General features: G+C 68.5%; 15 protein-coding genes. 10 read left to right on the plus strand and 5 right to left on the minus strand.

Going from position 1 to position 14,332, the window contains the following annotated elements; translation table 11 throughout:
• The first annotated feature begins 328 nt into the window (after positions 1 to 328).
• Complete coding sequence (gene scpC / locus AC3WG5_RS16615) at positions 329 to 1,822, plus strand: succinyl-CoA:acetate CoA-transferase ScpC (RefSeq protein WP_492569692.1); 1,494 nt, start codon at positions 329 to 331, stop codon at positions 1,820 to 1,822.
• Positions 1,823 to 1,872: 50 nt separating this feature from the next.
• Here scpC and AC3WG5_RS16620 read toward each other — a convergent pair whose 3' ends face one another.
• From AC3WG5_RS16620 to osmF, 4 genes are all read right to left on the minus strand, one after another.
• The gene (locus tag AC3WG5_RS16620) at positions 1,873 to 2,688 is read right to left on the minus strand and encodes an ABC transporter permease (protein WP_492569693.1); all 816 of its coding nucleotides are present in this window, start codon (positions 2,686 to 2,688) and stop codon (positions 1,873 to 1,875) included.
• Positions 2,685 to 3,617 (minus strand): ABC transporter ATP-binding protein, encoded by a 933-nt coding sequence (locus tag AC3WG5_RS16625; protein ID WP_492569694.1) that lies wholly within the window; start codon positions 3,615 to 3,617, stop codon positions 2,685 to 2,687. Before AC3WG5_RS16625 ends, AC3WG5_RS16620 begins: the two co-directional genes overlap by 4 nt.
• On the minus strand, positions 3,614 to 4,759 hold the full coding sequence (locus tag AC3WG5_RS16630) for an ABC transporter permease (RefSeq protein WP_492569695.1): 1,146 nt from the start codon (positions 4,757 to 4,759) through the stop codon (positions 3,614 to 3,616). Before AC3WG5_RS16630 ends, AC3WG5_RS16625 begins: the two co-directional genes overlap by 4 nt.
• Before the next feature lie 114 nt (positions 4,760 to 4,873).
• Entirely contained in the window at positions 4,874 to 5,800 is a 927-nt protein-coding gene (gene osmF / locus AC3WG5_RS16635; RefSeq protein ID WP_008954926.1) for a glycine betaine ABC transporter substrate-binding protein OsmF, read from the minus strand.
• Between the two features lie 296 nt (positions 5,801 to 6,096).
• Between osmF and AC3WG5_RS16640 the strand changes: the two genes are divergently transcribed.
• Positions 6,097 to 6,414, plus strand: a complete 318-nt coding sequence (locus AC3WG5_RS16640; protein WP_008954927.1) for a DUF190 domain-containing protein — start codon at positions 6,097 to 6,099, stop codon at positions 6,412 to 6,414.
• A 21-nt stretch (positions 6,415 to 6,435) separates the two neighbouring features.
• Here the strand turns inward: AC3WG5_RS16640 and fusA are convergent, their stop codons facing one another.
• Positions 6,436 to 8,559, minus strand: coding sequence for an elongation factor G (gene fusA, locus AC3WG5_RS16645; protein ID WP_492569697.1), 2,124 nt, complete (start codon positions 8,557 to 8,559; stop codon positions 6,436 to 6,438).
• Positions 8,560 to 8,783: 224 nt separating this feature from the next.
• On the opposite strand from fusA, the gene AC3WG5_RS16650 reads away from it, so the two are divergent.
• The 8 genes from AC3WG5_RS16650 to AC3WG5_RS16685 all read left to right on the plus strand — a co-directional run bounded on the left by AC3WG5_RS16650 (position 8,784) and on the right by AC3WG5_RS16685 (position 14,292).
• Positions 8,784 to 9,197 (plus strand): hypothetical protein, encoded by a 414-nt coding sequence (locus AC3WG5_RS16650; RefSeq protein ID WP_492569698.1) that lies wholly within the window; start codon positions 8,784 to 8,786, stop codon positions 9,195 to 9,197.
• A 223-nt stretch (positions 9,198 to 9,420) separates the two neighbouring features.
• A complete protein-coding gene (locus AC3WG5_RS16655; RefSeq protein WP_492569699.1) occupies positions 9,421 to 10,428 on the plus strand; it encodes an asparaginase in 1,008 nt (335 codons plus the stop codon).
• 445 nt (positions 10,429 to 10,873) lie between these two features.
• Positions 10,874 to 11,428 (plus strand): AAA family ATPase, encoded by a 555-nt coding sequence (locus tag AC3WG5_RS16660; protein WP_492569700.1) that lies wholly within the window; start codon positions 10,874 to 10,876, stop codon positions 11,426 to 11,428.
• Between the two features lie 200 nt (positions 11,429 to 11,628).
• The gene (locus AC3WG5_RS16665) at positions 11,629 to 11,850 is read left to right on the plus strand and encodes an RNA-binding S4 domain-containing protein (protein ID WP_008954933.1); all 222 of its coding nucleotides are present in this window, start codon (positions 11,629 to 11,631) and stop codon (positions 11,848 to 11,850) included.
• Positions 11,843 to 12,034: an oxidoreductase-like domain-containing protein gene (locus tag AC3WG5_RS16670; RefSeq protein WP_014088205.1), complete on the plus strand. Its 192-nt coding sequence runs from the start codon at positions 11,843 to 11,845 to the stop codon at positions 12,032 to 12,034. Before AC3WG5_RS16665 ends, AC3WG5_RS16670 begins: the two co-directional genes overlap by 8 nt.
• Position 12,035: 1 nt before the next feature.
• Positions 12,036 to 12,890, plus strand: a complete 855-nt coding sequence (locus tag AC3WG5_RS16675) for a 3',5'-nucleoside bisphosphate phosphatase (protein WP_492569701.1) — start codon at positions 12,036 to 12,038, stop codon at positions 12,888 to 12,890.
• Positions 12,891 to 12,912: 22 nt separating this feature from the next.
• A complete protein-coding gene (locus tag AC3WG5_RS16680) occupies positions 12,913 to 13,533 on the plus strand; it encodes an L-threonylcarbamoyladenylate synthase (protein WP_492569703.1) in 621 nt (206 codons plus the stop codon).
• Positions 13,534 to 13,653: 120 nt separating this feature from the next.
• Positions 13,654 to 14,292: a site-2 protease family protein gene (locus AC3WG5_RS16685; protein ID WP_008954937.1), complete on the plus strand. Its 639-nt coding sequence runs from the start codon at positions 13,654 to 13,656 to the stop codon at positions 14,290 to 14,292.
• The last annotated feature ends 40 nt before the right edge of the window (positions 14,293 to 14,332 follow it).

Below are 14,332 nucleotides of genomic sequence, written 5' to 3' on the forward strand. Positions count from 1 at the left end.
GAGCTGGGCGGGTCGGGTTACAGCGTTAACCATATATTTTAAATATGGAAATGGCAATTTCAATATATTGGATGTGTGTGATCTGGATGGCTACACTGCTCTGCAGACAGTTGGCGCACACGGCCTGGTGCACGGCGCTGCCGGTGGGGCAAGGAGCTCATCCGGCGCCTGGGCCGGCTGCGCCGATGCCGGCGCCGTGGGCGTCGTGCGACTGTCTGGCCGCGGGCTTCGCCATAACAACACTTCATGCGATGCCGCGCGGCGCATCGGCGCCACGACCCGGGGTGGGGCGGGCGCCGGCAACACAGCCCATGAGGAGACAGCAGGAATGTATCAAGACCGTATTCGTATGCGCGCGCTCAAGGATCGCGTCATGAGCGCGGACGACGCCGCCACGCTGGTGCAGGATGGCATGGTGGTCGGCATGAGCGGGTTCACCCGCGCGGGCGACGCCAAGGACATGCCGGTGGCCCTGGCCAAGCGGGCCCGGGAGCAGCCGATGAAGATCACCCTGATCACCGGCGCCTCGCTCGGACACGATTCGGACAAGGCGCTCACCGAGGCCGGTCTGCTGGCGCGGCGGCTGCCGTTCCAGGTGGACGCCACGTTGCGTTCGGCCATCAATCGCGGCGAGGTGATGTTCGTCGACCAGCACCTGTCCGAGACCGTGGAGTTCCTGCGCGCCGGGCAGTTCGGCCGGCTCGACGTCGCGGTGATCGAGGCGGTGGCGATCAGCGAGGACGGCAGCATCGTGCCGAGCTCCTCGGTCGGCAACTCCGCGAGCTTCGCGATCCTGGCGGACAAGGTCATCGTCGAGATCAACCTGGCGCAGCCGGTCGAATTCGAGGGCATGCACGACATCTGGATTCCGGGTCATCGTCCGCACCGCGAACCGCTGCCCATCGTCAACGTCTCGGACCGCGTGGGACGCACCACGGTCAAGATTCCGCCGGAAAAAATCGCCGCCATCATCATCACCGACACGCCGGACAGCGCCTCCACGGTGCAGCCGGCCGACGCGGAAACCCAGGCCATCGCCAATCACCTGATCGAGTTTTTCACGCACGAGGTCAAGCGCGGGCGGATGCCGGCGCGCCTGCCGGCGATCCAGTCCGGCATCGGCACCATCGCCAACGCGGTGCTGAAGGGTTTTTTGCAGTCGCCGTTCGAGCACCTGACGATGTATTCCGAGGTGCTGCAGGATTCCACCTTCGAACTGATGGACGCGGGCAAGATGGATTTTGCCTCCGGCTCGTCCATTACCGTGTCGCAGCCGATGCAGCAGCAGGTGTTCCAGAACCTGGCGCGCTACCGCGACAAGCTGGTGCTGCGGCCGCAGGAGGTGAGCAACCATCCCGAGGTGATCCGTCGCCTGGGGCTGATCGCGCTCAACACCGCGCTGGAGGCGGACATCTACGGCAACGTCAACTCCACCCACGTCTATGGCACGCACATGATGAACGGCATCGGCGGCTCGGGCGATTTCGCGCGCAACGCCTCCCTGGCGATTTTCGCCACCAAGTCGGTGGCCAAGGGCGGCAAGGTGTCGAGCATCGTGCCGATGGTGCCGCACGTGGATCACAACGAGCACGACGTCGACCTGATCGTCACGGAACAAGGACTGGCCGACCTGCGCACGCTGGCGCCGCGTGAACGGGTCAAGCTGATCGTGGAAAACTGCGCGCATCCGGCCTACCGCGACCTGCTGCGCGACTACTACCAGGACGCCCTGAAATACGGCGGCCAGACCCCGCACGCGCTGGAGCGCGCCTACGAGATGCATATCCGCTTGCGCGACAGCGGTTCGATGCTGCTCCGGTGAGGACGACGGCGCGTTGACCATCGCGCGGGGCGCGGCGCTTTCCTGTCGTGTCAGCGTCCTGCGCTCGGTGGCGGGGCGGTCTCGGCCGCGGCGCCTTCCGTCGGCTGCCAGGCGCTCAGCCGCCGTTGCAGGCGCTCGAACAGCTGGTCGCAGCAGATGGCCAGCAGCGCCACCAGTACCGCGCCCTGGATGACGTAGGCGGTATTGAAGCCGCTCAGGCCGACGATGATGGGCGAGCCCAGGGTCTTGGCGCCCACCGTCGAGGCGATGGTGGCGGTGCCGATGTTGATCACCACCGAGGTGCGCACGCCGGCCAGGATCACCGGGGCGGCCAGCGGCAACTCCACCCGCCACAGCGCCTGCCAGGGGGCGAACCCCAGCCCTAGCGCCACTTCGCGCGTCGCCGCCGGCACCGCGTCGAGCCCGGCCAGGGTGCCCTGGGCGATCGGCAGCACGCCGTACAGCACCAGGGCGATCAGCGCCGGCGCTTCGCCGAAGCCGATCAGCGGCGCCGCCACCGCCAGCACCGCGACCGGCGGGAAAGACTGGCTCATCGCCAGCAGCGATTCCAACAGCGGCCGGAACGCCCGGCCGGCGGGGCGGCAGACCGCGAGGCCGAGCACGCTCCCCGCCACGATGGCGACGGCGCTGGACGCCGCCACCAGCGAGACGTGGGCCAGCACCAGCGCGGCAAAACTGTCTTGCTGGTAGATGGGGCGGTCCAGTTCGGGAAACAGCGCGGCGAACAGCGGCCGCAAGGCCGGCATGCCCAGGGTCAGCGCCAGCAGCGCGGCGAGGCTGCACGACAGCGGCGTGCATGCCCACCGTCGCAGGGCCTTCGGCCAACCTTGGGGCGGTCTGTTCATGGTGCCGGCGGCAGCAGGTCGGCAAAGTGCAGGGTGCCCGCCGGGCGCCCCTGCGCATCGATCACCGGCAGCCGCTCCACGCCGCGCGTGACGAAAGCGGACAGTGCCTCGCGCAGCGTGGCCCCGGCCGCGATCGGATCGCCCGTCGCCGCTTCGCCCGGCCGGGCGCGTGCCGCCACGCGTTCCAGCGCCAACAGCTTGATGCCGATGTCGCTGCGGCCGATGAAGTCGCGCACCGCGTCGCTGGCCGGGCGGGTCAGCAGTTCCAGCGGACTGCCCTGCTGCACGATGCGGCCCCGCTCCAGCAGCACGATGCGTTGCGCCAGACCGAGCGCCTCGTCGATGTCGTGGGTCACCAGCACGATGGTCTTGCCCGACAGCGCGTGGATGCGCCGCAGTTCGTCCTGCAGCGCGGCGCGCGTCACCGGGTCGAGCGCGCCGAACGGCTCGTCCATCAACAGCACGTCGGGGTCGGCGGCGAGCGCGCGCGCCACGCCGACGCGCTGCTGCTGGCCGCCCGACAGCTGGTGCGGAAAGCGCCGGCGATACTGCTCGGGCTCCAGGTGCAGCAAGGTCAGCAGCTCGGTGACGCGGTTGCGGATGCGCGGCTTGGGCCAGTTCAGCAATTGCGGCACCGTGGCGATGTTCTGCTCCACCGTCCAGTGCGGGAACAGCCCGATCGACTGAATGGCGTAGCCCATGCGCCGGCGCAGGGTTTCCGGGCGAAAGCGCCGCACGTCCTCGCCGGCGAAACGCAGCGTGCCGCTGTCGTACTCCACCAGGCGGTTGATCATCTTCAGCGTGGTGGACTTGCCCGACCCCGAGGTGCCGATCAGCACGGCGAGTTCCCCCTGCGGAATCACCAGATCCAGCGCGTCCACCGCGCGCTGGCCGTCGAAGGACTTGCTCACCTGGGCAAACTCGATCATCGCGGGCCGACCTCCAGCAGCGACAGCAGCAGCTTGAACAACGCATCCACGGCGACCGCCAGCACCACCACCGGGATCACCCCCAGCAACACCAGGTCGAGCGCGCTGCCCGACAGGCCCTGGAACATGATGGCGCCGAAACCGCCGGCGCCGATCAGGGCGGCGAGCTGAGCCAGCCCCACCGCCTGGATCGCGGTCACGCGCAGGCCGGAGATCAGCACCGGCAGGGCCAGCGGCAGCTCGACGCGCCGCCAGCGCTGCCCGGCACTGAGTCCCATGCCGCGCGCGGCCTCCAGCACGCCGTCCGGAATCTGCTGCAGCCCCGCCAGCGTGCTGCGCGCCATCGGCAGCAAGCCGTACAGGGTCAGCGCCAGCAAGGCCGGCGGCAAGCCGATGCCGGCCAGGCCCGAACCGGGCAGCAGCCGGCCCAGCGCGGCGAGCGGTGCGATCAACAGCCCGAACAGGGCGAGCGAGGGGACGGTCTGGACGATGTTGAGCGCGGCGAACAACACGCCCCGGGCGCGTGGCCGGCGGAATGCCCACAGCCCCAGCGCCGCACCGCCCACCCCGGCCGGCAGCAGCGTCAGTCCCACCAGCTGCAGATGGCGCCCCAGCGCTTCGTCGAAGCTGTCGCGGTGATTGGCGTATTCCTTGAGCAGCGACAGCGCCTCCAGCCGGCCCGACAGCAACAGCGCCAGCAGCGGAAGGTAGAACGCGAGCTGTACCAGCGCCAGGCGGCCGCCGGCGCCGCCGAGACGGCGCAAGGCGTCGTTGGCGAGCAGCGCGCCCAGGATGAACAAGGCCCAGTAGCCGCCGCCGAGCGAGGTACGCGCCAGCGTGTCGGCCCCGCCGGCGAGCCGGGCCGCCTCGACGCCGGCCAGCGCGGTGAGGGCGGCGAGCCACAGGCTGGCGGCGCTAGCCAGCAGTACGCTGCAGCCGCGCCGGGGCGGCAGCCACGGCGCCGCCAGCAGGGGCAAGGCGGGCAGCAACAGCAGCAGGCGGGGGCCGTGGAGCAGCGTCGCGAGCAGGATGCCGTGGCCGCTGAGCAGCCGGTTGGGGGCGTGGCTGAGCAGCGGCAGGGTGCAGGCCGCGAGCAGCATCAGGCCGACCAGCAGCAGCGGCACGGGGTTACGGACGGTCATGCCGGATCCCGGTTTGCCCCGGACCTATTATCCCGCTTGGCGGACGAGTCAACGCCGCGCGGGTGGCACCCAGGCTCGCGTGCTGCAGGCGTCGCCACCGGATGACAGGAGCGCTTATTTTACGAATCCCTTGCTCTTGAGATAGCTGGCGGCCACCTTGCGCGCATCCTGCCCCTCGATGGCGATCTGGCCGTTGAGCTTCTGCAGCGTCGCGCCGTCGAGCGACAGGAACACCGGCTTGAGCAGCTCACGCACCTTGGGGTACTTGCCCAGAGCTTCGCTGCGGATGATCGGGGTGGGGGCGTAGATCGGCTGCACCCCGCGCACGTCGTCCAGCGTCACCAGGCCGAGTGCGGCGACCGGGCCGTCGGTGCCGTAGGCCATGGCGGCGTTCACCCCCGAGGTCTTTTCCGCCGCCGCCTTGATGGTGACCGAGGTGTCGCCGCCGGCCAGGGTCAGCAACTGGTCCTGCTTCAGCTTGAAGCCGTAGGCCTGCTCGAAGGCGGGCAGGGCGTCGGGCCGTTCGATGAATTCGGCCGAGGCCGCGAGCTTGAAGTTGCCGCCCTTGCTGATCCATTGTCCCAGGTCAGCCAGGGTCTTGAGCTTGTTGGCGCTGGCGACGTCCTTGCGGATGGCGATGGCCCAGGTGTTGTTGGCCGGCGACGGCGTCAGCCAGACGATGCGGTTCTTCTCGAAATCCAGCGCCTTGACCCGCTCGTAGCCGGCCTTGGCGTTTTTCCACACCGGATTCTTTTCGTCGCTGAAGAAGAAGGCGCCGTTGCCGGTGTACTCGGGGTAGATGTCCACCTCGCCCGAGGTGATGGCCTCGCGGATCACCTTGGTGTTGCCCAGTTGCAGGCGGTTGACCGTCTTGATGCCGTGGGCCTCGAGCGTCTGCAGGATGAGGTTGCCCAGCAGCGAGCCTTCGGTATCGATCTTGGAGCCGACGCGCAGCCCTTCCGCGGCCTGGCCGTGAGCCGACCAGAGCATGCCCGCCAGGGCGAGGGCGGCGCAGCGGCGCAGCGTGGTACGAGATGACATGGTGTTCCCCTTGGATGGACGATGGTTATTCGGTGTTGCGCGTTCCCGGCGGGCACGTTCGGCTGCCGGCATCTTTGCGAGCGGGCCCGCCGGGATGGCGTCGGTGATGCTATTAAGAGTAAGAAACGGAATCCGCCATTGCCAGGAAGGCGCATGACTTGGGCAATGACGATGGGGCGCCGCCATTGCCTCCGGTAAGGATTTGACGTGCGGCCTATACTCGTAGGGGCCGCCGGCCAAGGCCGGCGGGTTGCCGTTTGTCTGGCCGATCGGCCACAGCAAAAGGAGGAACGGTGATGATCGGCTACCAGTTGTCATTCTTTACCGTGCAAGACCGTCTGCATGGCCGCCGCGCACTGGCGCAGTGGCTGCTCGACGAGGCCCGTCACCTCGGTATCCGGGGTGCCACCCTGCTGTCCGCGGCGGAGGGCTTCGGCCACGCCCGGCGGCTGCACTCGTCGCGCTTCTTCGAACTGGCCGACCAGCCACTGGAGATCACCATGGCGGTGACGGCGGAAGAGGCCGACTGTTTCTTCGCCCGGCTGCGCGAAGAAAACCTGCGCATCTTCTACATCAAGACCCCGATCGAGTTCGGCGTGACCGGCGAGGAGTGAGGCCGCGCCGGCGACGGCCTCTCAGCCGCGTCCCGGCAGCGTCCGCCCCATGCCGCTCACCAGCGCCTGCTGCAGCGCTGCCGGCACCGGGGCGTAGTGGTGGAACTCCATGCTGTAGGTGGCGCGGCCCTGGGTCAGCGAGCGCAGCGCGGTGGAGTAGCCAAACATCTCCGCGAGCGGCACCTCGGCGCGGATGCTCTTGCCGCTACCGCCGGGCAGGTCGTCCATGCCCTGGATCACGCCGCGCCGGCCGGTGAGGTCGCCCATGACGTCCCCCATTTTCTCCTCCGGGGTTTCCACGTCCACCGCCATTACCGGTTCCAGCAGCTCCGGCCCGGCCTGGCGCAGGCCGTCGCGCAGGGCCTGGGCGGCGGCGATCTTGAAGGCGTTCTCGCTGGAATCGACGTCGTGGTAGGAGCCGAACACCAACGACGCCTTGACGTCGACCACCGGGTAGCCGGCCAGCACGCCGTTGCCCAGCGCCTCGACGATGCCTTTCTGCACCGCCGGGATGAATTCGCGCGGGATCACCCCGCCCTTGATGGCGTCGACGAACTCGAAGCCGGCGCCGCGCGGGCGCGGCTCCAGCTTCAGCACCACGTGGCCGTACTGGCCGTGGCCACCGGACTGGCGGATGAACTTGCCCTCGACCTCGGGGCTGGCGCGGGCGATGGTCTCGCGATACGCCACCTGCGGCTGGCCGACGCTGGCGCTGACGCCGAACTCGCGGCGCAGGCGGTCGACCAGGATTTCCAGGTGCAGCTCGCCCATGCCGGAGATGATGGTCTGGCCCGATTCCTCGTCGCTGTAGACGTGGAACGAGGGGTCTTCCTGAGCAAGCCGCTGCAGCGCCAGCGCCATCTTCTCCTGGTCGGCCTTGGTCTTGGGTTCCACCGCCTGGGCGATGACCGGTTCGGGAAACACGATGCGCTCCAGCGCGACCACGGCGTCCGGGCTCGACAGCGTGTCGCCGGTGGTGACTTCCTTGAGGCCGACCGCGGCGACGATGTCGCCGGCCATCACCTCCTTCACCTCCTCGCGGTGGTTGGCGTGCATCTGCAGCAGCCGGCCGATGCGTTCCTTCTTGTCGCGCGCCAGGTTGTAGACGCTGTCGCCGGAGCGCAGCAGGCCGGAATAGACGCGCAGGAAGGTGAGCTGGCCGACGTAGGGGTCGGTCATGATCTTGAAGGCGAGCGCGGCGAAGGGCTCGTCGTCGCGGGCGTGGCGCGTCACCGGCTGTTCCCTGGCGTCGATGCCGCTCACCGGCGGAATGTCGAGGGGGGAGGGCAGGTAGTCGATCACGGCGTCGAGCAGCGCCTGCACGCCGCGGTTCTTGAACGCCGAGCCGCACAGCAGCGGCACGATCTCGCCGCGGATGGTGAGGTGGCGCAGCCCCTGGCGGATCTCGTCTTCGGCCAACGTGCCGCGCTCGAGGTAGCGGTTGGTGAGCTCCTCGCTGGCTTCGGCGGCGGCCTCGATCATCTTGTCGCGCCAGCGCTCGGCCTCGGCGCGCAGCTCCGGCGGAATCCCGCGCTCGTCGAATTTCACCCCCTGGCTGGCGTCGTCCCAGACGATGAGGCGCATCTTCACCAGGTCGATCACGCCGTGGAAGGCGTCTTCGCTGCCGAACGGCAGCTGGATCGGCACGGCGCGCCCGTTCAGGCGTTCGCGGATCTGGCGCTGCACGCGGAAGAAGTCGGCACCGACGCGGTCCATCTTGTTGACAAAGGCCAGGCGCGGCACGTGGTACTTGTTGGCCTGGCGCCACACCGTCTCGGACTGCGGCTGCACCCCGCCCACCGCGTCGTACAGCATCACCGCCCCGTCCAGCACGCGCAGCGAGCGCTCCACCTCGATGGTGAAGTCGACGTGGCCCGGGGTGTCGATGATGTTGATGCGGTGCTGCGGGTACTGCCCGGCCATGCCCTTCCAGAAGCAGGTGGTGGCGGCCGAGGTGATGGTGATGCCGCGCTCCTGCTCCTGCGCCATCCAGTCCATCACCGCCGCGCCTTCATGCACTTCGCCCATCTTGTGGCTGACCCCGGTGTAGAACAGGATGCGCTCGGTGGTGGTGGTCTTGCCGGCGTCGATGTGGGCGCTGATGCCGATGTTGCGATAGCGTTCGAGGGGCGTTTGCCGCGACATGGTGCGTTCCTCGCTGGGGTTGGCGGATAGGGGCCCGACGGGCGCGTGGCGCGGGCGGACGGCGCACCAGGGGAACCATGACGCCGCTGCCGGCGACTAAGCGGTTCGTAGGTGCGTGTGGTGACCGACGCGGTCTTGCCGCCGGATGCGCTTGTATTGAGTGTAGTTTCCCTGTCCGGGGCTGGCGGGCCGTTTGTGTTCAACTGCCATAGGAGAAACAAATCATGACGAACAGGCAGAAAAGCGTACTGGCGGTGGTGGTGATGGCCTGGCTGGGCAGCGCTCCGGCCTGGGCCGACACGACGGCCCTGCCCAAGGTGCAGACCCAGGGCGAGGTGAGCTTCGTCAGCGGCGGCATCGGCGACGACGAACTGGCGGCGATGCACGAGGCGCGCCGCGACTACAACCTGCAACTGCTGTTTGCCGCCAAGGGCAGCGGCGAGTACCTGTCGTCGGTCGCGGTGGTGGTCAAGAACGCCCACGGCGACACCGTGCTCGATACCGTCGCGGACGGGCCGCTGCTCTACGCCAAGCTGCCCCGTGGCCAGTATCAGGTCAGCGCCCGCTACCAGGAGCAGGCGCAGAACCGCAAGGTACGGCTGGGCGGCGGCGCCACCAGCCTGTCGTTCTACTGGTAGTGCCACGGGCGTGACGCGGGGGGCGGCCTTGCCGTCCTCCGGCGGATACCGCCTCCTTCCTGTTTCCGGCCACTTGGATCCACCGGGGCTCGCCTGAACCCCGGCGTGGCGCCAGGGGTGCCTTTTCATTGTCGACTGTATATCATGGCCGTCTTCTTTTTCACGACCCGCGCGGCCCGTCGTCGCGGCCGCGCGCGCCCCCCCGCGCCTCAGGAGACGCGCAATGACTCGACGCCTGCTCGTGCTGTATACCGGCGGCACCATCGGCATGGACCACACCCCGGACGGCCTGGCGCCGGTGCCCGGCCTGCTGCCGCGCCTGCTGGAACGTTTCCACAGCGCCGAGCTCGCCTTCGACGTGGTGGAATACCCCGAACTGATCGATTCGTCGGCGATCACGCCGGCGCACTGGAACCGCATCATCGGCGATATCGCCGACCGTTACGACGCCTACGACGGCTTCGTGGTGATCCACGGCACCGACACCATGGCCTACACCGCGTCGGTGCTGGCCTTCGCCTTGCAAGGTCTGGGCAAGCCGGTGGTGGTGACCGGCTCGCAGCTGCCGCTGGTGCACCCGCGTTCGGACGGCTGGAGCAACCTGGCCGACGCGCTGGAAGCCGCCTGCCAGCCCGACCTGTGCGAAGTGGCCATCGCCTTCGACCGCCTGCTGCTGCGGGGCTGTCGCGCGCGCAAGCTCGACGCCGCCAGCTTTGCCGGTTTCGATTCGCCCAACGCGCCGCCGCTGGCGCGCTTCGGCATCAAGGCCGACTGGCAGCGCCAGCACTGGCGGGCGCAGCAGGGCGCATTCACGCCGGTCACGCTGCGCGAAGACGTCCGCGTGGCGGCGTTGTTCCTGACCCCGGGCGTCGGCACCGCGCTGATCGGGCAAACGTTGGCCGAAGCCCGGCTCGATGGCGCGGTGCTGATGAGCTATGGCAACGGCAACGCCCCGGCCGATGCCGCGCTGCTCGCCGGCGTGGCCCAAGCCTCGGCGGCAGGGACGGTGGTCGTCAACATCAGCCAGGTGGTGCACGGCGCGGTCGAAGTGGGGGCCTACGCCGCCAGCCAACCGTTGGCGCGGGCCGGTGCCGTGGCCGGGGCCGACCTGACGCCGGAAGCCGCCGTCGCCAAGCTGACCGTGTTGTGCTCGCAGGCGCTGTCGCCGGAACAGCGGCGTGCGGCGATGCAGTGCGCGCTGGCGGGCGAGATGAGCGTGCAGCCGGGCTGACACCGAAGGAGCCGGCGAAAAAAGGCGCGCAAGTCCGCGCCTTTTTTCTTGGGGCGAGAGCGCCGTATCGTGCCCGTTGGCGAATCGTTGCGGGCGCCGGCCGGAACGGTGCGAGCACCCCGGAGTGCGAAGATCCCCTCGGCGCCGGCCCGGCTCTTGCGGCGGTGGGGACGGCACGGCGACGGGCACCGACCGGCCGCCAGGGCGCCGTGGCAACGCCAGCGACAGGGGATCGGGCCCTGTGCTGGCGGGGCTCGCCGGGGGCCTTCTGCCGCCCCTGAACCGGCAGGATTGACTAAAAAATGATCAGCCCATGCAAAAGCGTTCCCCGTCATGGGCTTAGCCCGCTTGTCCACAGCTCGCCCACAGCGCTGTCCCCGCAGCCTGTGAGAATTTCCGGATTATCCCCAAGCCGCCGTATAATGGCCGTTTAGCCCGCTCTATTATGACGGCATACCCTCCGCCTCCCTTGCGTCTGGCCATCGTCGGCCCCGAGTCCTGCGGCAAGAGCACGCTGGCGCAGGCGCTGACGGCGAGCCTGAACGGGGCCGGTGTGGCGGCATGCTGCGTGGCGGAATACGCCCGCGACTATTACGCCGAGCGTGTTTACGCGCCGACGCCGCATGACGTGCTGGCCATCGCGCGCGGCCAGCTGGCGCGCGAGGCCGAAGCGGCACGCCACGCCGAGGTGCTGGTGTGCGACAGCACGGCGCTGACCTGCGTGATCTGGGCCGAGGTGGCATTTGGCCGCGCGGCGCCCGAACTCGCGGCGCTCAACCGCCCGCGGGATTACGCGCTGACGCTGCTGGCCTGTCCCGACCTGCCGTGGCAGCCCGACCCGCTGCGCAGCCACCCGGATCAGCGCGACTGGCTGTGGGGCCTGTACCGCGCGGCGCTGGAACGAGCCGGCGTGGAGCCCCGGCCGGTTCGCGGGCAGGGGACGGCCCGGCTTGAGGCGGCGCTGACGGCGATTCGCCAGGCTGGATTGCTTAAAATTTAAGCTGATCGAAAAATCCCCTTGCCGGCCAGCATCTTAGCGAAGCTATCCACAGTTCGCTCACAAGGCTGTCCCGGACGGTCGTGGATAGAGTTGGAAACTTGATTAAAAAATGGGCAGTCCAAAAAAGGACTGTCCGATGAAGGGCTTGCGTCACCTATCCACAGCTGGCTCACAGCCCTGTCCCTATCGAATGTGAAAAAATGAACGAAACCTTCTCATTGCGTGGTGAATACATCGCCCTGTGCGACCTGCTCAAGGCCTGTGCCGTGGCCCATAGCGGCGGCGCGGCCAAGCACATGATTGCCGAAGGGCTGGTGTCGGTGGACGGCCAGATCGAGCTGCGCAAGACCTGCAAGATCCGTCCCGGCCAGGTCGTCAGCGGCGACGGCTTCACGCTGCGCGTGGAGGCCGCCGATGCCTGACGACGACGTGTTCGATCCGATGCCGGAGGCGCCCATCGAACCGAGCGACGATATGTGCTGCGGCAGCGGCTGCGAGCCGTGCGTGTGGGACACCTACACCACCGAGCTGAACGACTACCGCCGCAAACTGGCCGAATGGCAGGTGCGCGAAGCGGCGCGCCAGGCCGGCGGCGACGGAGCCTGACATGGCCGACATCGATCTGCATTTCCACTCGTTGTTCTCCGACGGCGCGCTGTCGCCGGCCGAGGTGATCCGCCGAGGTGCCGAGCGCGGCGCCACCTTGTTGGCGCTGACCGACCACGACTGCACCGCCGGACTGGCCGAAGCCGCCGCCACCGCGCGCGACTGCGGTGTGGCCTTTCTCAACGGCGTGGAAATCTCGGTCAGCTGGGGCAAGCACACCGTGCATATCGTCGGTCTCGGCATCGACCCGGACCACGACGCCCTGGCCGCCGGGCTGCAGGGCATCCGCGACGGGCGCATCAACCGCGCCCGCGCCATGGCCGAGTCGCTGGCCAGGGTCGGCATCGAGGGCGCCTTCGAGGGGGCCTCGGCGTTGTGCGACAACCTGGAGATGATCGGCCGCACCCACGTGGCGCGCTACCTGGTCAGCAGCGGCCACGTCAAGGACGTGCGCAGCGTGTTCCGCAAGTACCTGACCCCGGGTAAGCCGGGCTACGTGCCGCACGAGTGGGCGAGCCTGGCCGACGCAGTGGGCTGGATCTGCAGCGCGGGCGGCATCGCGGTGATCGCCCACCCCGGCCGCTACGACATGGGGCGCACCCTGACCGAGCGGCTGATCTTCGACTTCAAGGATGCCGGCGGCGAAGCGATCGAGGTCGCCAGCGGCAGCCACAGCCTGGACGATCTGCACAAGTACGCCCTGATCGCCCAGCGCTACGACCTCCTGGCGAGTGCCGGCAGCGATTTCCACGCCCCCGGCGAGGGCGGCCGCGATGTCGGCCGCACCGACGATCTGCCGCCGATCTGCCGGCCGGTGTGGCAACGCCTGCTGGAAAACGGCCGCGTGCTCGCCTGAACCCGACCCAACCGGAAACCTCATGGCCCAGTTCTTCGTGATCCACCCCGACAACCCGCAAGCCCGCCTGATCCGCGAGGCGGTGAAGATCCTGCGGGCGGGCGGGGTGATCGTCTACCCCACCGATTCCTGTTACGCGCTCGGCTGCCTGCTGGGCGACAAGGCGGCGATGGAGCGCATCCTCGACATCCGCCAGCTCGACCTCAAGCACCACCTGACGCTGGTCTGCGCCGACCTCTCCGAGCTGTCCAACTACGCTCGCGTCGACAACAGCCAGTTCCGTCAGCTCAAGGCCGCCACGCCGGGCAGCTACACCTTCATCCTGCAGGCCACCAAGGAAGTGCCGCGCCGCACGCTGCACCCCAAGCGCGCCACCATCGGTCTCAGGGTGCCGGAGCACCCGGTGGCGCTGGCGCTGCTGGCCGAGCTGGGCGAGCCCATCCTGTCCTGTACCCTGTCCTTGCCTGGCGATAGCGAGGCGCTCACCGATCCTGATGAAATCCGTGAGCGGATGGAGCGTCAGGTCGACCTGGTGATCGACGGCGGCTGGTGCGGCACCGAGCCCACCACGGTGATCGACCTCACCGAGGGCGCCGAGCTGGTGCGCCGCGGCAAGGGCGACCCGGCGCTGTTCGGCTTCTGAGCGCGGGGATGTTTTTCACGCCCCCCGAGGCTTCGGCCAACCTGACGGCCGGAACGAAAGGGGGGGGCGCTACTCTCACTCATCAATCCCTCTTCGCGAGAAGGACCTCCTTTTAACACCATGGATTCCTACAACCTCATCCAGAAAATCGCCATCTACGCCCTGCCGGTGCTGCTGGCCATCACCCTGCACGAAGCGGCGCACGCCTACATGGCGCGGCGCTTCGGCGACAACACCGCCTACATGATGGGGCGCATGACGCTCAACCCCCTGAAGCACATCGACCCGGTCGGCACGGTGCTGCTGCCGCTGCTGGGGCTGGTCATCGGCGGCGTGCTGTTCGGCTGGGCCAAGCCGGTGCCGGTCAACTTCGGCGCGCTGAAGAACCGCCGCGTCGGCACGCGCTGGGTGGCGGCCGCCGGCCCGCTGGCCAATCTGGGCATGGCGCTGATGTGGGCGCTGCTGTTCAAGCTCGCGCTGAACGTCGACAGCTATTTCAGCGAGCCCCTGGCGCTGATGAGCCAGGTCGGCATCCAGATCAACATCGTGCTGATGGTGCTCAACCTGCTGCCGATCCTGCCGCTCGACGGCGGGCGCATCTTCGAGAGCCTGCTGCCGCCCGGCATGGCGTGGAAGTACGCGCGCCTTGAACCCTACGGCCTGTGGATCCTGCTGGCGCTGGTGTTCTCCGGTCTGCTGTCGCCGATCCTGCGGCCCTTCATCAACCTGATGTACTCGCTGCTGGGCGTGCTTCTGTAAGGCTTTGCTGGCAAAATCACGCCGAAGCGGCCGCGATCAT

The sequence above is a fragment of the Pseudogulbenkiania sp. FW507-F1 genome, from assembly GCF_058781125.1.

Excerpts from the sequence above, each read along its gene's own strand:
- scpC (WP_492569692.1), top strand. The coding sequence starts at position 329 with ATGTATCAAGACCGTATTCGTATGCGCGCGCTCAAGGATCGCGTCATG.
- AC3WG5_RS16620 (WP_492569693.1), bottom strand. The coding sequence starts at position 2,688 with ATGAACAGACCGCCCCAAGGTTGGCCGAAGGCCCTGCGACGGTGGGCA.
- AC3WG5_RS16625 (WP_492569694.1), bottom strand. The coding sequence starts at position 3,617 with ATGATCGAGTTTGCCCAGGTGAGCAAGTCCTTCGACGGCCAGCGCGCG.
- AC3WG5_RS16630 (WP_492569695.1), bottom strand. The coding sequence starts at position 4,759 with ATGACCGTCCGTAACCCCGTGCCGCTGCTGCTGGTCGGCCTGATGCTG.
- osmF (WP_008954926.1), bottom strand. The coding sequence starts at position 5,800 with ATGTCATCTCGTACCACGCTGCGCCGCTGCGCCGCCCTCGCCCTGGCG.
- AC3WG5_RS16640 (WP_008954927.1), top strand. The coding sequence starts at position 6,097 with ATGATCGGCTACCAGTTGTCATTCTTTACCGTGCAAGACCGTCTGCAT.
- fusA (WP_492569697.1), bottom strand. The coding sequence starts at position 8,559 with ATGTCGCGGCAAACGCCCCTCGAACGCTATCGCAACATCGGCATCAGC.
- AC3WG5_RS16650 (WP_492569698.1), top strand. The coding sequence starts at position 8,784 with ATGACGAACAGGCAGAAAAGCGTACTGGCGGTGGTGGTGATGGCCTGG.
- AC3WG5_RS16655 (WP_492569699.1), top strand. The coding sequence starts at position 9,421 with ATGACTCGACGCCTGCTCGTGCTGTATACCGGCGGCACCATCGGCATG.
- AC3WG5_RS16660 (WP_492569700.1), top strand. The coding sequence starts at position 10,874 with ATGACGGCATACCCTCCGCCTCCCTTGCGTCTGGCCATCGTCGGCCCC.
- AC3WG5_RS16665 (WP_008954933.1), top strand. The coding sequence starts at position 11,629 with ATGAACGAAACCTTCTCATTGCGTGGTGAATACATCGCCCTGTGCGAC.
- AC3WG5_RS16670 (WP_014088205.1), top strand. The coding sequence starts at position 11,843 with ATGCCTGACGACGACGTGTTCGATCCGATGCCGGAGGCGCCCATCGAA.
- AC3WG5_RS16675 (WP_492569701.1), top strand. The coding sequence starts at position 12,036 with ATGGCCGACATCGATCTGCATTTCCACTCGTTGTTCTCCGACGGCGCG.
- AC3WG5_RS16680 (WP_492569703.1), top strand. The coding sequence starts at position 12,913 with ATGGCCCAGTTCTTCGTGATCCACCCCGACAACCCGCAAGCCCGCCTG.
- AC3WG5_RS16685 (WP_008954937.1), top strand. The coding sequence starts at position 13,654 with ATGGATTCCTACAACCTCATCCAGAAAATCGCCATCTACGCCCTGCCG.